Annotated in this window: 17 protein-coding genes; 10 read left to right on the top strand and 7 right to left on the bottom strand. The window is 42.8% G+C overall.

Translation table 11 applies throughout. From position 1 onward, the window contains the following. The 7 genes from F6K37_RS07320 to F6K37_RS07290 form a co-directional block, all read left to right on the top strand. On the top strand, nucleotides 1-216 hold a 216-nt coding region (locus F6K37_RS07320; RefSeq protein WP_287249221.1), incomplete at its 5' end, for a hypothetical protein. A 213-nt stretch (nucleotides 217-429) separates the two neighbouring features. Next, nucleotides 430-1,665: a glycosyltransferase gene (locus F6K37_RS07315; protein ID WP_044492195.1), complete on the top strand. Its 1,236-nt coding sequence runs from the start codon at nucleotides 430-432 to the stop codon at nucleotides 1,663-1,665. Nucleotides 1,666-1,968: 303 nt separating this feature from the next. Continuing rightward, complete coding sequence (locus F6K37_RS07310; RefSeq protein ID WP_008179461.1) at nucleotides 1,969-2,892, top strand: sulfotransferase family protein; 924 nt, start codon at nucleotides 1,969-1,971, stop codon at nucleotides 2,890-2,892. 144 nt (nucleotides 2,893-3,036) lie between these two features. Next, the gene (locus tag F6K37_RS07305) at nucleotides 3,037-4,101 is read left to right on the top strand and encodes a glycosyltransferase family 4 protein (protein WP_044492252.1); all 1,065 of its coding nucleotides are present in this window, start codon (nucleotides 3,037-3,039) and stop codon (nucleotides 4,099-4,101) included. Nucleotides 4,102-4,441: 340 nt separating this feature from the next. After that, on the top strand, nucleotides 4,442-5,608 hold the full coding sequence (locus F6K37_RS07300) for an endo-1,4-beta-xylanase (protein WP_287249218.1): 1,167 nt from the start codon (nucleotides 4,442-4,444) through the stop codon (nucleotides 5,606-5,608). Between the two features lie 141 nt (nucleotides 5,609-5,749). Beyond that, nucleotides 5,750-6,346 carry an IS607 family transposase gene (locus F6K37_RS07295; RefSeq protein WP_008179455.1) on the top strand — a complete coding sequence of 199 codons (597 nt, stop codon included), beginning with the start codon at nucleotides 5,750-5,752 and terminating at the stop codon, nucleotides 6,344-6,346. A 29-nt stretch (nucleotides 6,347-6,375) separates the two neighbouring features. Further along, nucleotides 6,376-7,848 carry a zinc ribbon domain-containing protein gene (locus tag F6K37_RS07290; RefSeq protein WP_044492192.1) on the top strand — a complete coding sequence of 491 codons (1,473 nt, stop codon included), beginning with the start codon at nucleotides 6,376-6,378 and terminating at the stop codon, nucleotides 7,846-7,848. A gap of 154 nt (nucleotides 7,849-8,002) precedes the next feature. On the opposite strand, the gene F6K37_RS07285 is transcribed toward F6K37_RS07290, so the two are convergent. Both F6K37_RS07285 and F6K37_RS07280 read right to left on the bottom strand, forming a co-directional pair. Further along, entirely contained in the window at nucleotides 8,003-8,209 is a 207-nt protein-coding gene (locus F6K37_RS07285; RefSeq protein WP_287249214.1) for a hypothetical protein, read from the bottom strand. Beyond that, nucleotides 8,184-8,414 carry a helix-turn-helix domain-containing protein gene (locus tag F6K37_RS07280; RefSeq protein ID WP_008179453.1) on the bottom strand — a complete coding sequence of 77 codons (231 nt, stop codon included), beginning with the start codon at nucleotides 8,412-8,414 and terminating at the stop codon, nucleotides 8,184-8,186. The genes F6K37_RS07285 and F6K37_RS07280 overlap by 26 nt, the downstream gene beginning before the upstream one ends. A 948-nt stretch (nucleotides 8,415-9,362) precedes the next feature. Between F6K37_RS07280 and F6K37_RS07275 the strand changes: the two genes are divergently transcribed. Then, on the top strand, nucleotides 9,363-9,560 hold the full coding sequence (locus tag F6K37_RS07275) for a hypothetical protein (protein WP_008179452.1): 198 nt from the start codon (nucleotides 9,363-9,365) through the stop codon (nucleotides 9,558-9,560). Between the two features lie 79 nt (nucleotides 9,561-9,639). Here the strand turns inward: F6K37_RS07275 and F6K37_RS07270 are convergent, their stop codons facing one another. The 4 genes from F6K37_RS07270 to accA form a co-directional block, all read right to left on the bottom strand. Next, nucleotides 9,640-9,771 (bottom strand): hypothetical protein, encoded by a 132-nt coding sequence (locus F6K37_RS07270; RefSeq protein WP_287249212.1) that lies wholly within the window; start codon nucleotides 9,769-9,771, stop codon nucleotides 9,640-9,642. Nucleotides 9,772-9,951: 180 nt separating this feature from the next. Beyond that, nucleotides 9,952-10,674, bottom strand: coding sequence for a GTP cyclohydrolase I FolE (gene folE / locus F6K37_RS07265; RefSeq protein WP_008179451.1), 723 nt, complete (start codon nucleotides 10,672-10,674; stop codon nucleotides 9,952-9,954). Nucleotides 10,675-10,795: 121 nt separating this feature from the next. After that, nucleotides 10,796-11,524 carry an SDR family oxidoreductase gene (locus F6K37_RS07260; protein WP_008179450.1) on the bottom strand — a complete coding sequence of 243 codons (729 nt, stop codon included), beginning with the start codon at nucleotides 11,522-11,524 and terminating at the stop codon, nucleotides 10,796-10,798. A gap of 633 nt (nucleotides 11,525-12,157) precedes the next feature. Then, the gene (gene accA / locus F6K37_RS07255; RefSeq protein WP_008179444.1) at nucleotides 12,158-13,132 is read right to left on the bottom strand and encodes an acetyl-CoA carboxylase carboxyl transferase subunit alpha; all 975 of its coding nucleotides are present in this window, start codon (nucleotides 13,130-13,132) and stop codon (nucleotides 12,158-12,160) included. Between the two features lie 515 nt (nucleotides 13,133-13,647). On the opposite strand from accA, the gene F6K37_RS07250 reads away from it, so the two are divergent. Together F6K37_RS07250 and F6K37_RS07245 are read left to right on the top strand one after the other, a co-directional pair. Continuing rightward, the gene (locus F6K37_RS07250) at nucleotides 13,648-14,508 is read left to right on the top strand and encodes a sensor histidine kinase (RefSeq protein ID WP_287249208.1); all 861 of its coding nucleotides are present in this window, start codon (nucleotides 13,648-13,650) and stop codon (nucleotides 14,506-14,508) included. Nucleotides 14,509-15,059: 551 nt separating this feature from the next. Next, the gene (locus F6K37_RS07245) at nucleotides 15,060-15,536 is read left to right on the top strand and encodes a VOC family protein (RefSeq protein ID WP_287249205.1); all 477 of its coding nucleotides are present in this window, start codon (nucleotides 15,060-15,062) and stop codon (nucleotides 15,534-15,536) included. Between the two features lie 223 nt (nucleotides 15,537-15,759). Here the strand turns inward: F6K37_RS07245 and F6K37_RS07240 are convergent, their stop codons facing one another. Then, entirely contained in the window at nucleotides 15,760-16,683 is a 924-nt protein-coding gene (locus tag F6K37_RS07240; protein WP_287249204.1) for a DUF6208 family protein, read from the bottom strand. Between the last annotated feature and the right edge of the window lie 172 nt (nucleotides 16,684-16,855).

Below are 16,855 nucleotides of genomic sequence, written 5' to 3'. Positions count from 1 at the left end.
GCCCCGTGGAAACCACGGCAGTTGCTCATGGGGGGAACCCCCAAGACCGCACTGCCTCCCCAAGACCGCGCTGCATCGCTTCCAACCCCTGACTACTATATTGCTCCGATTAATACAAAGGGTTATATTGCCGACGGATTTCCGATTCATATCTTTTCAAAATCTGAACTACTCAAATCCTTGGATATTGCTAACAAAAAAATAATTTGTATTTAACTAGTGCTCTCGATATATTTTGTCAAGATCAAGTGGGAAATTTCCCTAACTATTATTGAGCATATATCTTGATAATATAGTGAAATTATACATTAGTTTAAATCTGCTTAATTTATGAAAAATCTAGGTTATTGAATAATTCCAAGTCACTGCTGATAATTATCATGACTAATTCTATAGGAGCAAACAACTGAGAGGAAGAGTAGCGCTATTATGAAGATTACATTAGTATGCCATGATATTCCCTATCCGCCCATCCATGGGGCGCGATTAGACATGTGGCGAAGGATAAAAGCTTTCTCTAATTTAGGGACTGATATACAAGTTATCTGCTGGTGTAGCCATACTCCAAAACCAGAGGAAGTCCTGGAAATTAGGAAGTATGCCAAGCAAGTTTTTTTTATAAAGTTTCCAAGGACAGTCGGTTCTTTTATTCGGCGGATAATTGACTTACTCAAGTATCCTTTGGAAGTTACATCTAGAATTGTTAGAGGTAAAGAATTCAAGCTATTACTGTCTGATGTGGCTGGGTTTAATCCTGATGTTATATTCCTGGATGGTATTCACGGTGGAGAAGTAGCAAATCAGTTAAGTCAACACTTGAATCTGCTGCTGGTTATTCGCTCTCACAATATCGAGCATTTGTACTATAAGCGAAAACTTGCGTCTGCCAAAGGGTTAAACAAGCTCAAACGATATTTATCACTGTCTAACTTGGAAACCTATGAAACAAATTTACTAAAAAATAGTACTTTATTTTACGATATCTCCCTAGATGACCTAAATTTTTGGAGAAGTCAAGGATTGACCAATGGTCGCTACTTACCGCCTCTGATTGAGTTTCATGAAGAGAATAGGGAAGCAATATCCAGAGATAAACTAAGCACCAATCCTGTCTATGATATCGTTTTTTTGGGTAACCTCTTTTCGGACAACAATGTAGCGGGAATAATCTGGTTTATTACCCAAGTTATGCCGATGATACGTTTGGCGTTACCAACATTTACTGTTTTAATAGCGGGTTCAAATCCTGTCCAGCACGTTAGGCAGCTATGTGAGGAAACTGCAGAAGTTGATCTGAAAATAAATCCAGTGTCTTCTACAGAAGTATACAAGTCCGGGCGCGTTCTCATTAATCCAGTTTCAGCTGGGAGTGGCGTTAGTATAAAGTCCCTAGAAATGCTGGTTTCTGGTAGACCGATTGTTTCTACACCACAGGGAATAGCAGGTCTACCAGAAGAGGTTCATCACTACTTTGAAATTGCTGTAGATAAGTCATCCTTTGCAGAAGCAATTATCAGATTTTTGTCCCATCCTTTTAGGGATAATGTTAATCCAGGTGTGCTTGAGGACTTATTTGGTTATAAAGCAATAGAAGGCGTTATTTCGGAACTAGATTGTCTGGTTTCACTTTCAAAGTCTAACCAGTTAGCTCAAGCTAAATCTTGATCTAGCAGTTCTCAATTGGGTGAGGTACGAAGCCCTTGGGTTTAATTGGACTATGGACTAGGAAGTAGGGGTTAGAAAAATTTACTTTACCTCATAACTATGAGAAACACTATATCGCTAAAAATTGATAGTTTTTCTACTATTTTAGTGTTTAGTGGTGATTAAATTTTAGTTAGCCTTTTAGTTAGCCTTTTAGTTAGCAGACTTGAGCAGTATTTCGAGGTTTATATAAAAAAACACCACTAAACCTCTGATTGCTTGAGTAAAAATCAAAATATTAACTGTCAATTCAGTAAAAGATAAATGAGGAAACAACGTTTAATTACTAATACCAGCTACTATCTTACCTCGTGGTTTTTGAATCACTGGCAAGTTGGTAAACGCCCAATTTTGATTTTAGGTCATGGTCGCAGCGGTACAAGTTGGGTCGGGAAAACATTGTCCACCGCAAATCGTGCTATATACTACTACGAGCCATGTAATCCAGAGATTACTGGAAAAGGTAACATGGAAACATGGTTCCGATATACACGACCTGGTGAGCGAGATGACTTGCTTGAAAATGCTTTTGATAATGTCTTCAAAGGTCTACCTTTTGGAGGCGCTTGGTACCGAGGTTTCTGGGCTAGAGCACTGCCTAATTATCAAATTATCGTGAAAGATGTAGCATCTCTGATGTCCATCGAGTGGGTTTTCAAGCGCTACAATCCAAAACTATTGGTAATTGTTCGACATCCTTGCCCCACCGTATTATCAGAAATTAACAAAGAAACTCCTGCTGAGCTTTCCCGAGATACTCTATTAGATCAATCTAGCTTATTTGAAGATCATCTCGAACCCTACCGCTCAGTGATAGAGCAAGCAAAAACGCCCATAGAAATCTTTGCAGCTATCTGGGCAGCAAGACATCGTGTTGTAGCCGATGCATTGTCTCGAAATCCTGAATGGTTATTGGTCTTTTATGAGGACTTATGCTTAGACCCTATTGGTAAGTTCAAAGAGCTATTTGAGAAGTTTGAATTGCCATGGAATAGGCGGGTAGAAAACCATGTACTCCAGAGTTCAACTAACAATATACCTGGTCGTTATTCCAAGGTACGTATAAGCACCCAACAAATAAATAAATGGAAACAAACGATGACCCAATCTGAAGTCGATGTTGTGCGTAATTATGTTAAAATATTCGATATACCATTTTATCAGTCTGATCAATTCTGGTCACTATAAACCTGAGATCGTTTAGGTTTTTTTAAAGCTATGAAGTAGTTGGCGGTAGACACCTTGACTGGTACTGGATTTCAAGGTTTACGTAGTAGGTTGCAAGTAACGGCAGCTCTAAAGTTAACCAAAGCTCAATGGAGTAGGTGCAATATGAAAATTCTTGCCCAACCAGCCTTTAAAGATCGTGACAAAAACCCTTATACGTGGCTAGTTTACACCCACCTGGCTACTTTGGGGGTTGATGTCCATGAGTTTTCTCCTAAAAAATTGCTGATAAATGATTATTCTATCTGGCATCGGCACTGGCCAGAACGAAACTTAAATGAACCTAACTTCTTCAGAGCGATCGCAAAAACGTTAGCTCTATTCTTCTTGATGATTTTGGCTCGCTGGCGGGGTACAAAAATTGTCTGGACAGTACACAACTTAGCCTCTCATGAACAGCTTTACCCGCAACTAGAGGCTTGGTTTTGGAAAGCCTTTACAAGGCAGTTGGATGGTTACATTAACCTTAGCAAAACTGGGATGAAATCTGCCCAAGAGCGCTTCCCTCAGTTAAAGAATATTCCTGGTTTTGTAGTACCCCATGGTCACTACCGAGGGCAGTATTCTAATCAAGTCAGTTCTCAAGAAGCTCGCCATTACCTAGGAATTCCAACTTCGGCGAAAGTATTGCTTTTGTTTGGTAAAATTAGACCTTACAAAAATGCTCCTAAATTGATGCGAGTTTTCCGACAGTTTTTTGACCCAGAAGCCATACTCTACATTGTGGGTAGTCCAGAATTTCCTGAATTAGCAGCAGAAATTGAAAGGGAATCCGCCTTAGATAAACGAGTCCGAATTAACCTAAATTTCATACCCCAAGACCATATGCAATGGTACTTTAGTGCTGCTGACTTAGTTATTTTGCCGTACCGCGAGATTTTAAACTCTGGTAGTGCTTTCTTAGCCCTCTCTTTTAACCTACCCATATTAGTTCCTAAAATTGGCGCTCTCCCTGAAGTTCAAGACCAAGTTGGTGAAGAATGGGTCTATACCTATACAGGAGAAATTACTGATTATGACATTGAAAACGCTTTAGATTGGGCGTTAAACACTCCCCGTCCAGAACAAGCTCCCCTAGACGCTTTTGATTGGCAAGAACTAGCCAATCAAACGATTAATGCCTACAATGAAATTGCCAACTACTCCATAAAAAGAATGAATAAATCGTAATAGCTGAACTATAATTATCAATTTCATTGATGCCTGAAAAATTCCTGTGCTATCTCACTAGATCAATTAGTTTTTTGGGGTTAAAAAAATCGGTTTAAAACCGTAAGCATGAGCTTAAAGCACCTCAAGTAGCGTGTGCGTAGCGCATATGCTTACGGTAAGCTTATCATGTTTATTGGTCTTATTGAGATAACTAAACCGATATTTTTTTACCATAAATTCCGGCATTTTTTACAAAATAAGCTTTTTAGGCTATTTTGTCACCCCCTCAGCGATAAATCACTGAAATAATGAAAGCTAGGCATATTAGGTGATGATTCCTAGGAGTAAAAACAAGTTAATGATTGGACGACGTGAATTATTACTGGGTTTAGGTAGCTTAGCCAGTGTCGGCCCTCTGACAAGGTGTAAATCTATCAGACAAAGTAACTCAATTCAAGCTATTGATGACCCGAAGCGAGACTTTGCAGTAGCTCAAGGAGCTTCTTTAAAAGAGCGTGCAGCAGCAAAAGGATTAATTTATGGAGCCGAGAGTCGATTCCCAGACCTATCCTCAAACCCAGCCTTAGGTACCCGTTTTGCTCAAGAGTGTGCCATGCTGGTTCCCGGATGGGGACTCAAGTGGTTTGTTTCTACTCCTTCTTCCCCTCCCCTGTGCCCTCACCCCCATCAGTTTGACTTTACGGCTGGGGATTGGATGGCAGACTTTGCCAAGACTCATGGATTGCTGTTTCGGGGACATACCCTAATTTGGCACATCTCGTTACCCCCTTGGTTTGAGGAGACAGTAAACCGCCAAAATGCTGAACAGTTCTTGGTTAGACATATAAAGACAGTGGCTGGGCGTTATGTTGGACAAATGCACTCCTGGGATGTGGTGAATGAAGCGATCGCTACCTTCCAAGGACGGGCAGATGGTTTACGCAAAACGCCATGGTTAAAATTTTTAGGTCCGAAATACATTGACCTAGCCTTTCGCATTGCAGCTGTTGCTGACCCCAAGGCAATGTTACTCTACAACGAGTATGGACTGAGTTATGATTCGAGTGATGAGCAAGCCAAGCGTAGGGCTGTATTGAAGCTACTAGAGGGGTTGAAGTCTCAGGGAACCCCCTGTCATGCCCTGGGAATCCAGGCTCACTTGCGAGGGAATAAACGGATTAACCCCCACAGCCTGCGGAAGTTTCTCCGAGATGTGGCGAGTATGGGTTTTAAAATCTTGATTACTGAACTAGATGTCAGAGATGACAAGTTACCAAAGGATGTGACTGTACGCGATCGCATGGTGGCTCAAGCTTATGAAGATTATCTGTCTGTTGTGCTTGATGAGCCAGCCGTGATTGCAGTAGTGACCTGGGGATTTAGCGATCGCTACACATACTTAAGTAGCTTCCATCCCCGGTCAGATGGTGCCCCAGTGCGACCTCTACCTCTCGATGCAGATTTCCAGCCCAAGTTAGCCTGGAATGCGATCGCTCGTGCTTTTGATAATGCTCCTAACCGTTGAATCATTAGACCTTTGGGGAAATTAACTTTCAGCTGAGATATCAATTGGGTTAATGGTTCATTTTCACGCCTATGTAGCCTCACGTTCAGACCCCTTAAAAATGGGATAATATAGGATATATCGGTATCAATTAGACATCCTATGGATCTCACTCCCATAGAAGCCCAAGATAGATATGGCTATAACTCAAAGACTTTATCTAGATGGGCAGACGCAGGCAAGATTGAATGTATTAGGTCTCCCGGCGGGCACCGACGCTATTTGGCCAGTTCCATTGAGCGCTTAGTAGACGGAGAGGATTCACGTTCCGTTATTCTCTATGCCCGAGTGTCTACCAGGTCTCAGTCGGATGATCTTGCGTCTCAGGTTGAGTACTTGGGGCAGTGTTATCCAGAGTGTCGGTGCTACTCAGAGTACGGTTCTGGATTAAATTTCAAGAGACGTAAGTTCATCCAGTTAATGGAAAAGGTTGCTGGTTCACAGATAAAGACCATAGTCGTTGCTCACAAAGATCGACTATGCCGATTTGGTTTTGATTTCGTGGAGTGGTTTTGTTCCCTGCACAAATGCCAAATCATAGTATTGAATCACACCTATAAGTCTCCTCAACAGGAACTGATCGATGATTTTATGTCCATAATGCATTGCTTCAGCTCTAAGCTCTACTTCCTTCGTCGGTACGAAAAAGAAATAAAAAATACCGTCAAAGAAGTAGACAGATTAGACAAATTAGGATAAAATAGACGTAAGACGACAAAGACCTAACGATGCCAAAGCAGTCAACAACAAACAAGAAAATATCGACTCAAATTGTCCCCGTAGTGGGGATGACCAAGTCGGTTGAAAATGAGTTGCTAGCGACTATGAAAAACCTTGGGATTGTTAGGTCTGAATCTGATCACAAATTAGGGAGTATCAATCACTGGGGAATCGACTGGAAAAAGTCCTACCCCGAGGTCAGAACCTTCAGGACTCCTGATTCACTAGGTCTGCCTTCTAAATTGATGGAATGGACGGTCAGTGATGTGGCAAAAGCTATCACTGCTCAACAAGCGGCCTCAATTGATGCTGTTGTCAAAAAGGTTTATAAAAGGTTTCCTGGAAAAGCCAATCTAAAGGTCAGGAAAGACCAATGCCTACAACTGAAGACCTTGGCTTTCATGGACAGTCCACTGCTCCATAGGTTGGTCAGAAAGGAGTACCAAAGAGGGCATTCTTGGATCCGAAATAAAATAGTCTACCAACAAGGCGGCTACAAGTGTAAGAGAGTATCTCGAAACACCTACCAACTGGAATTAGCTGGTCTCAAGAGAGGAAAAAGGAACAAGGTACTAGTCAGATCTAACCGCAAGATCAAAGGGCAGATCCGACTAATTCACAACCAGTTGCTTCAGCGTTTTGAAGTTCATTTTCTGGTAGATCATGGAAGAGTTGACGTTCCTTTGGAGCGTCCATCTATCGGAATTGATAAGGGGTACACAGAGGCTTTCTTTGATTCGGAAGGGAAAGCTCATGGCAAAGGTCTGGGCAGGTTGGCGTCAAAGAAATCAGATCGAATATGCGCAAAAAACCGGAACCGAGGAAAACTTTGGGCACTGCACAGAAAGCTGGAAGAAATTGATCCGGCTAAGTCTGCTCGAATCCTGGAGAACAATCTTGGCAGAAAGACTGAGAACCGCCGTTACAGGAAAGACCTTGGTGAAATACTCGCCGTTATTGGCCAAGCCTCCAAGTCACTACTTGGAGGAAAAGCATTAAAAGTTTTTGCAGAAGATTTAACACAACCAATTACGAATAAGCGCCAGTCCAAGGCCATGTCTCGCAAGCTTAATAGCTGGATGATTGGACTGATGCGAGATTCCTTACAAAAATGGGCTAATTGGACTGGATCGGTTGTCACGGAAGTTCAGCCTAGCTACACGTCGCAAATTGACTCTAGGAATGGAACCCTATTAGGGAAAAGGACTGGGGACAATTTTACCGGATTTGATGGGGTCGTGTTGCAGGCTGACCACAATGCTGCCAAAAACATCCTTGCTCGGGGTACGGACTTCGAAATTTCTCGGTTCTCTTCGAGGGCTGAGGTTCAGGCAGTGTTGTTGCGTCGTACTGCGCGTTACTTGAAAGGGTTGGGACTGAGTTTAGCTAATGCAGTCGAGCTTGGATGGCTTGACTCTAAACATACTAAAACTCAGACTTTCAAGCAGCTCCTGGCCGGGATGTCAGGAACGTCTAAATAGTGAGTGGCAGGTTTAACTCCAATTACTGTATGACCACTCCTCACTTAGACAACAATAAAATGCACCTTGACCGGATTGTACGGGCTTGTCCCAATTTCTCCCGGTTTAAGAGTCTCCCTATGTATATATATAGGTTTATATATAATAGCAGTTCTCAATTGGGTGAGGTAGAAAGTCCTGGGTTAATGAGAGTCGGGAGATCGGAGTCGGGAGATCGGAGTCGGGAGATCGGAGTCGGGAGATCGGATGCAGTGCGGTCTTGGGAGTCCCCCTCAAGACCGCACTGGCTCCCTTTGAACACACTGGCTCCCTTTGACCGCGCACCCGTCGCTTTACTAACGACGTTGTTTTGCTTGGTCAAAGGCTTCACAAAGTTCCTCGAAAGAACAACCCAGTATTTCAATCAGGAGCCTGACGTGCTTTAAACGTGGTTCGGCTTTGCCATTTTCCCAGTCACTAATCGTCGTAATGCTGACACCAACAGCAATGGCTAATTTCATTTGAGTCAGATTGACATGTTCCCTGAGTTTTACCAGGGTTAGAGGTTGATCTTCTTGGCTTTTCATAATAAATTGTTATTGTTCAAGAAAACTTGAACGGTTTGCTTAAATAGGGCTTGCGGATGAACTCTACATGTAGTGTTATTGTTACCCTCTAAAACCTACATGTCCTGTGTCGATGGCTAAATTGCGTAAGCCCTAATTAAAATAGGGCAGTTAACTTTGTTTTCTGCCCTTTTCTTGTTTGCCAGACAGCAGCAAGCAGTTTGGCGACCTCACATAGGGTTATTAGCTAGTTCAGTAAAATACCTTACCACTAACCATACCGTAGATAAATTTTCTGTAAAATGTTTGCACCAAACAGCTAATATTCCCCAAGCTATGCCAAGCTAGAGGCAAATCATCGCGCAATCGAAAGTAAGCCGCTTCAACACCTGCAGACTTGCCTCATCAGGGCAATCTAACCCGCAACTAATTACGGTGACATTTACCAAACCTCTCTATCGATAGGTGTAGGCTTCTCGCCAACCCCAGCCATCGCTATTTCCTTACAGAAACGCTTCCGTGTTCGGGTATAAGGCAAGCTTTACTTCTGACGGGATGCCCCACCGTCAAATTTCTGATTTTGATTGCTTTATCCACAGGAGGTTTGATTTCCACTGTCCTTAACCAGTGCATTTTCGGCTTTGGTCATCAACTTTAATAGACTTTAATTCACCATTACTTGCTCGTCTATTATAACTGATTAGACAAAAAGTGAGAAGAATTAGACAAAAAATCAGCAGAACTGTCAGGCTGCGTTCAATTTCACCCCCAAATTAGTACATATGTACTAATAACCCGGTCATCAATCCTGCCCGCTCATGATGAGGGGCTGTTTCCCTAAGTAAGCGTCCGCACATGGGTTACCCCATGGTACGAGCTTCCCAACGTCTAAGATGGGTCGCTGATGGTAGTGGAAGCTAATTTGGCTCCAAATTCAAGTGTCTCAAGGAAAACCTATAAGGAAAACCTATGTTGAATTATAGAGAAAAGCTCAATCCCTGGATCATTGTCCTTTTGCAACCCAAGCTCAGCAATATCACCGTTGGCCGATTCAGACGGCGCGGCAATGCTGAAGAACATCTACGAGTTTTAAAGCAGATGATGCCTGAGGCAAAATTTTCCATTATGTTTGATGTGGAGACTATTAGGGAGGATGTTGTTAACTAGTGGCTAAGGTAAGTCATTAGTCATTACTCATCTGTCGTAAGCATTCAGCCGTCAGCTATCAGCCGTCAGCTTATTTTATTCAAAAGCTGTTCGGTGTAGCGTGCGCTATGGGCATAAACTGTTCCGGTAGCGTGGCGAAAGGCCTTTCGCTGTTCGCGTAGCGTGCGCGTAGCGCATTAGCTGATACGCGACACGCGCTATAGCTTACCATCTGTCATCAGTAACTACAGTTACTAATGTATGTTGTTCACATTGGACTAATAGAACTCTGGTGAAAATCATGCCTCTACTCCTTGTCATGTCTGAGCTAAACGTTAATTTTCCCAGAGTTCTAATCACTAATGACTAATGACTTTTTGAGTAGGATTAGTTAACCGTTTAAGTCAAACCCCTAAAAGAAATTCGGCTGATGACGAATTAGGTTTAGAAATTCCTCACGAGTTTTTTGATCCTCTTGAAAAATCCCGACCATCGCACTGGTGGCGGTCCAAGACCCTGGTTTTTGCACACCGCGCATCACCATGCACATATGGGTAGCTTCCATAACCACAGCCACACCCTTGGGATCTAGGACAGCTTGAATGGCTTCGGCAATCTGGCGAGTCAGCCGTTCCTGGACTTGCAGTCGCCGTGCATACATCTCGACCACACGGGCTATTTTACTCAGTCCTACCACTTTTTGGTTAGGGATATAGGCGACGTGAGCCTTACCCATAAATGGCAACATGTGGTGTTCACAGAGGCTAAAGAAATTGATATCCCGGACGAGTACCATTTCATTGTGACCTTCGTCAAAAATTGCCCCGTTGACTATTGCCTCTAAAGACTGGTTGTAACCACCAGTCAAGAATCGCATTGCCTCGACTACCCGCTTAGGGGTTTTGAGCAGTCCCTCTCGTTGCGGGTCTTCACCAACACCCAATAATATAGTGCTTACAGCGTTGATCATCTCCTGGTTCAGTTCTTCCAAAGGAGGTTGTAAATTGGGCTGGTGACCATTCTGGGTATTGCGGTCAGGACGGGTCTCTAGCTGATTGTTCTCATTACCATTGATACTTTTAGCAGTTGAAACAGATTCAACACGCTTGAAACCATTGGAAGAAGCAATAGTCATGATTAATCTGATTAGATTGTAAACAAAAATGAACTTGATATTGCCAGACCATAGGGACAGGTTAAATTGACACAGCAATAACCTTTCAGTTAACCAAAAGTGTGCTATTATTACCTATACCCTAAAGAATCCCGGCACTGGGCATCAGAGTCAACGACTCGATCACAGCCTGTTGTGGTAGCTGGACGGTGTGCAAAATTGACTGGGCAACAATTTCTGGGGTCAACATCCCTGACCGATTTAATTGCACCTGAACTGTATCTGCATCCCATAAAGGGGTATTGACTGCACCTGGACAAATGCTTACTACCCGGATACCATGGCGGCTTTCCTCCGCTGCTAGAGTCTTGGACAGGGCAATCATACCTGCCTTACTAACGCTGTAAGCCCCCCATTCCGGCAAGGGTTGCTTAGCAGCAATTGATGCCACGTTAATGATCGTGCCTTGGTGCTGGGCACGCATAGCAGGCAGAACCCCCTGGATGCACTGAAACACACTGGTCAGATTAAGGTCAATTAAGCGCTGCCAATCTGATAGCGGTGTCTCACTGAGATATCTAGTGTAAGCCATTCCCGCATTATTGACGAGAATAGTGATCGGAGCAAAATCTGTTGTGATTTCTTCTATCCAAGATCTAACCTGCTCCAGCTCAGCTAAATCAAATGGATAAACCTTAGCTTCCACCCCAGCCGCCCTAGCAGCAGCAGCAACCATCTCTAAGTTCTTCCGGGAACGGCTGACTAAGGCTACATCGATTCCTGCCTTAGCAAAGGCTAAAGCTGTTTCCTTGCCAATACCACTACTCGCCCCAGTAATTATGGCGCGTCGCTCCACAGTCGTCGATGTCATCAAATTTTACAAGATTTTGTTACAAATGCTTCTCTACGGTCTGGATAAAACTCAGGATTGCTCCGAAGCAAATGCCCACATAAGGCAGGTATTTGGTTTAAATCTGCTAGCTTTAAATTCGCTAGGTCAGCTACCAGGTCACCAGAGGTTGACCCAGTCGAATTAAGCTTAGGTTTAGTGAGTTGGTTAGGCACCGAGATTATAGACACGCCCTTAGGGCAGTTAATCTCCAAAGGCACAGCTAGGTTTTCGGTGTGTCCGAAATTGTTTAGCAAACTGACTAACTACCTTAGAATATTGTGAACATTTGTTAATTGTATCATCATCGGCAAACTATTGAGCTACCAAGTGGGCTGTCAATAATAAACTTTGACGATAGAAAAATCGGGATAGGGTAATTGGTAATTGGGCTACCAAGGTAAACATCGGAGAAAATGGCAAGCATGATTAGCTCAATGCCCCAGAGGATGAGCCCCTTGCTATATATAGCTATATCACTTGTCACGCCTTAAGTTGGTAGCTGTAATTGCTAACGAACCTAACTATACTTGAGATCATCAACAGTTGAGCAGCAACGCCTTGGCCACTTGGCAGATATACATCTGGCCCCTTTACCTGTTCACTCCTTCAAGACTAACTTTCTACAAAAATACCCATATTTCGGAACTTCTGATAGCGCAAATCCCGGCGCTGTTGAGCCGTTAATTGAGTTAGTTCTGCCAGGTTTTCCAAGAGGGCATCTTTGAGGATAGAGGCTGCTGCCAAGGGATCCCCATGAGCTCCCCCTATGGGTTCCGATAAAACTTTGTCAATAATCCCTAATTCTTTGAGGTCCCAAGCGGTAATCTTTAACGCTGCTGCTGCCTGCTGTCCTTGGCTAGCATCTTTCCAAAGGATGGCGGCACAAGCTTCTGGGCTAGCTACAGTGTAGACAGCGTTTTCAAACATCAAAACCCGATCACCAACACCAATTCCCAAAGCACCGCCGGAACCTCCTTCACCAATAACTGTACACATAATGGGGACATCCAGACGAAACATTTCTCGGAGGTTATAAGCGATCGCTTCTCCTTGTCCGAGTTCTTCCGCCTTCACACCAGCCCAAGCACCAGGGGTATCAATAAAGGTCAAAACCGGCATACCAAAGCGATTAGCGTGTTCCATCAGCCGCATCGCTTTACGGTAGCCCCCAGGGGAAGCCATCCCGAAGTTGCGAGCTACATTATCTTTAGTATCCCGACCTTTTTGATGTCCTAATATTACCACAGCACGACCCGCCAAAGAGCCAATCCCTCCTACTAGGGCTGGGTCATCATAACCACCGCGATCGCCATGCAACTCAAACCACTGATCAGTAATTGCCTGAATATAATCGAGGGTACTTGGACGCCTAGGGTGACGGGCTAGCTGTAGCCGTTGCCCTGGTGATAAACTATTGAAAATTTCCTGACGCAGTTGGATTGCTCTTGTCTCGAGTTGGCGGATTTGGTCAGAAACATCGACATTGTTTTCCTCTGCGAGTTCCCGAATTTGCTTAATTCGTTTTTCCAGCTCAACCAGTGGCTTTTCAAAGTCGAGACTAAAGGTTCTGTTTTTTGCTGGTGACATAGTTACTGGTAATTAGTCAATGGTCAGTGGGTTTCTGGGTCAGATTACAGGCCATAACTCAAGATTAGCTTACCATCAAAATGAGATGCGAATCCCACGCTTCTCTTATATCAAATCTCGTAGCATTAGAATTTTTGACAACTTGGATTTGCCTCAATTGACGCTCTCCCCATCCCACCATCTCTCCATCTCCCCATCACTGTTTACAATTGACGATGTAAACGGCAACGATATTATTAGTAGGCGTAGGGCTAATCTCGTGCAGCCTTGGCTTAATCCCCAAATCTAGACATACTGTCATTGCTATTGACCGGAAACTTTCCCAGATTGGTGAATTACTGGGGAAAATAGAGATCTGAACAAGAGGATGGGGAAGATTGGGATGTAATACCATTGAATATCCACATCATAAGAAGCTGACGGGGAATAAATACCCCGGCTCGTTTTTCCGCCCCGGTCTCTCATTTCTCTTCCCCGGTCGCCCATAGGCGGGGTTTCCACACTCCCTGGGATTTTTGATCAGGAAAATTCGTGACACTGCTATACCTTCCTTTTTTCAAGCACTTTCCAAGGAACGTCAGTCGGATTTCTTTACCTTACTAGAACGGTCTAGCCAACAAACGACTCCTTTATCTACTCGGGAACAACGTCAAATTAGAAAAGTCTTGACCGGCCAGATGACATCCCACTCGATTGAGAAAGCAGCAAAACTCGCCAATATTTTAGTGGGAATTGGGGTTTGGGACGACCTAGACCCTTTGTTGCCTCTACTGAAAGACCCAGAGGGAGAAAAAATTTTACAAACTGCCTATCAATTTGCTACTCTCCAAACGAGTACCCGTAACATTGTTACCGCTGCTGAACGAGCTGCTAAAGTGGTGTTTGCCCTGAAAACTTATGCCCATGATGATTCTAGTGGTAACAAGATAGAGGCAAATATTATTGAAGGGATTGATACTATTTTAACTCTCTATTATAACCAACTAAAATACGGTGTGGATGTAATCAGAAATTATGACGATTCCTTGCCTGCTATTCTTTGCTATCCCGACCAACTTAATCAAGTTTGGACGAACTTGATTCACAATGGCATTCAAGCTATGGATAGTAAGGGAACCTTAACCATTGATGTCAGACAGCAGGATGATCAGATAAAAGTCAGTTTCACTGATAGTGGTAAAGGAATTCCCCCGGAGGTTATACCAAAAATATTTCAGCCTTTTTTTACGACTAAACCCCCTGGAGAAGGGAGTGGTTTGGGGCTAGATATTGTCAAAAAGATTGTGGATAAACATCAGGGTCAGATTGAGGTGGAGTCGGTGCCTGGAAAGACGAAATTTACAGTAGTGTTGCCAATCGAGATAGTTTCAGAGTAATATCCTAAATCCTATAGCGCTCCGCTTTAAATATTAACATATAATCGTAACATATCATCCTGATTTGTCAAGTACTTTACCGAAAATTACTGAATCTTTTAATTACTAGAGAGACTAATTGGTTGGAGCCCAAGATAATGACAAGTTTAAGTAAAACTTAAATAATTATTAATGTAAAGTACCCTTTACTAAGTTTCGCAAAAATTGTCAAGTCCTTGTCTTGATGCGTCGCTTATTTAAAAATCCTGAATCCTTTCCTCCGTCTAGGATTTAGAACTATGACTAGAAAAAAATGTTAATATTTGTTACTTATTTGGTTAAGGTTATGTCTTCTTTCTATAAGTCTGTGTATAATGATTTTTGGTTGGCTGAAGTTAATAAAACTGAAGCTAACGGACATTTAAATTTTCTGATTTTTAGATGAGCTTTAGAGAGAGGTCTAGTTCTAACACGGCTTAGCCTCTGAAGATTGCTCTAGGAAATCTAAACTCAAATTTAGATGTCCTAGGAGTAGACTACACCAAAAAAGGTTAGATAAGGATAACCTAAAAATGAAAATGATGCAAAAATTATTGCAAAAGCTCAAGACAGCAACAGTCATCGCACTGATCAGTGTTTTTGTTCTGTTAAGTTCTGGATGGACAAGCACCGCAGTTGCTCAATCCCCTATGGATCAGCTGGTAACGGGCTATGTATCTAAAGTAAATGTCGCCAATCTCGACCACGCCATCTTCTTTTACCATGAGCTTTTGGGCATGGAATGGGATCATTCCCAGGATACAGACCGTTGGACGCAGTTCTTTTACCCCAACCTGCCTGGCACCAAAATTGGCGTCTACGAAGGCCAACCTACAGGAACGGGAGAAGCCGTACTAACACTAGTTGTAAAAGATATAGAGAAAGCTAGGTATTTCCTCATCTCTGAAGGGATTGATGTGTCACCGATTCAAGATGTTGGTGGAGGAGTTCTATTAGCATTCTTTAAGGATTTTGACGGCAACAGCTTAACTCTTCGCCAGCAAGGGTAGTAATTGGTCTTGACTAGTAGTTGGTATTAACTTTTCAGTGACTGTTTATAAGGTAAATCTAATTACCCCTTAAGTCACAGAATATTGGTGGGTTACGGCGGATAGCTCTGTTCAAAAACGCCGATTAGCGAGCCTTTTGGTGGTGCGTTACGGTGCGGACTATCCCAACGCTGGCTACCGTAAAAATAAGGACAAGTCCGCCCCTAACGCACCCTACGCAACTTCAAACAACGGCTATATTCACCCAACTATTTTCAAATAAAGCGTTTCGCTCAAATTTCGGATGAATCCGAACAATATAAATAGATTTCTGATCACTAGCAGATGTTTTATGTTCCGCTTCAGTAATTTTGTACCAATCTAGAGGAAAGCATTCACGGCTGTACAAGCTGTAGTAAAGATCATGGCTTGTTAACAGGGATGGTGCTAGTTTAAATTTAATCGATTCTCCTTTTTTCAAGGCACCATAGTAAAACTTGGTTTCTGGATTCGGTACAGGTAAGAATACTTTTTTAACAAATGCCTGGGGTAACCATTGCTTAAAGTGCAACAGGTTGAAGACATAATAATTTAACCAGACATGAAGCCAATTTTTTCGTTTAATTAGGTCACGGTAAAAGCTGTTGATATCAGTAGGGGCGTGAATTTGCTTGGCATCTACGACTTTAACACCATCTGCTTTAACAGTAGGTTGCTCTACTGTGTCTGACCAGTGATAATACCGCAAACCTAATAAGTATTTACCTGGTTTCAAGCTCACGGATTCCCATTGGTTTTCTCCGGATACGGTCAGGGAGCTGATATTCGTGATGGTTTCAAAATCTGGTAGACTGTAAACTACTAATGTCCAGGATTGGGCTGATTGTTTAGCTGCACTGGCATCAAAGCTAATTACTTCTTTGACTTCAATCGGTCCAACTAGAGAAATAATAGCGTGAAGATTCCAACGAGCTCGACTCATTGCCCAAATTAATTTGATGGGCTTTTTTAAAAACTCGGCTGATACGAGTTGCCACTGGAGATTTTTAGTGTTTTTTTTGGAGGTAAAGTATCCTCCGATGGTTTGCATCACAAATCTTAGGATGCGGGAAAATATGAAAGAGAGTATGGATAAGGGTATTTCCCAGAAAAGCTCTAAATTAGTCATTTGTTAGTATAGCGGAGGGAGCAGGGAGCAGGGAAGAGGCAATAGGCAAGAGGCAATAGGCAATAGGCAAGAGGCAAGAGGCAATAGGGAAAAAATAATGTGTACCTCATAGCTATGAAAAATGCTATAGTTGGTAATGGATATTGTTAAATTTAGCTGTTACCTTTTACCT

Origin of the sequence: Moorena sp. SIO4E2, assembly GCF_010671945.1 — a bacterium.
In the GTDB taxonomy this organism is placed as follows: Bacteria; Cyanobacteriota; Cyanobacteriia; order Cyanobacteriales; family Coleofasciculaceae; genus Moorena; species Moorena producens.
This window is presented reverse-complemented; position numbering and strand designations above follow the sequence as displayed.